2 protein-coding genes are annotated in these 849 nt (G+C 36.3%); one reads left to right on the forward strand and one right to left on the reverse strand.

Annotated features, from left to right (window positions below; all coding sequences use genetic code 11):
- Positions 1-327: hypothetical protein (locus tag RT405_RS09160; protein ID WP_313469213.1), on the forward strand; the 327-nt coding region annotated here is incomplete at its 5' end.
- A gap of 98 nt (positions 328-425) precedes the next feature.
- On the opposite strand, the gene RT405_RS09165 is transcribed toward RT405_RS09160, so the two are convergent.
- On the reverse strand, positions 426-849 hold a 424-nt coding region (locus tag RT405_RS09165; RefSeq protein WP_313469215.1), incomplete at its 5' end, for a putative glycoside hydrolase.

Consider the following 849-nt stretch of genomic DNA (forward strand, 5'->3'; position numbering starts at 1 on the left):
CATCCACAACAAGTTACACGAGAAGCACCTTTTTCGTTATTGTTAAAAGCAGAAAAGATTTTTTCTGATTTAGATCAAGCGGCTGATGATAAAATATTGGTCCACGGAATCATTGACGGTTATTTAGAAATGGGTGAAAAAGTGATTCTCTTTGATTATAAAACAGATCAAGTAGCGCGTTATGGTACAGCTGCTGGCGAAAAAATGAAAGAGAAGTATCAAGGCCAGTTGCATCTTTATCGCCGCGCTTTGGAATCTATCTTGGACAAACCAGTAACTGCGACTTATCTTTGCTTATTAGCAAATGGAGAAGTAATTTCACTTTAGGCTATAAAAGAGAGCTGAACGAATAAAAGAAATAATGAGTTTAACTGAAAAAACAACAAAAAAAGAAAGCAGAGTAAGACTGCTTTCTTTTTTGTTGTTTAATTTAAGTTGTAGTTCACACCTGGAGTATAGGTATTATTGGCATCCCATAATAAGAACTCATCTACACCTGCTTCATGTAACGCACGAATTTGATCTTCTACTTGCGTTGCACCGTATTCGATATAGTTGCCTGCACCCAAATAGGAAGCTGTAAAGTCTTGTAACCACGGTCTTGATTTAGGCGGAGTTTCTAATCCTTCTAAAAGTTCATTTTCAACTTTCATATATTCCGTCACTAATTTGTAAGGTTCTAAATCAGGCTTCGAAATGCCAAAGTAAGAACCCCAGTGGCTTGGATAAATCATTGAAGAAATAACATCTACATTATTAGATATTTTACTGAAATTTTGACCAATGCCAGGAGCTTCAGGTACGGTTGCTGAATAACCAAAGATATCTACTGAAACTTCAACTCCGTAC

Source organism: Carnobacterium sp. (assembly GCF_032094055.1).
Lineage (GTDB): Bacteria > Bacillota > Bacilli > Lactobacillales > Carnobacteriaceae > Carnobacterium_A.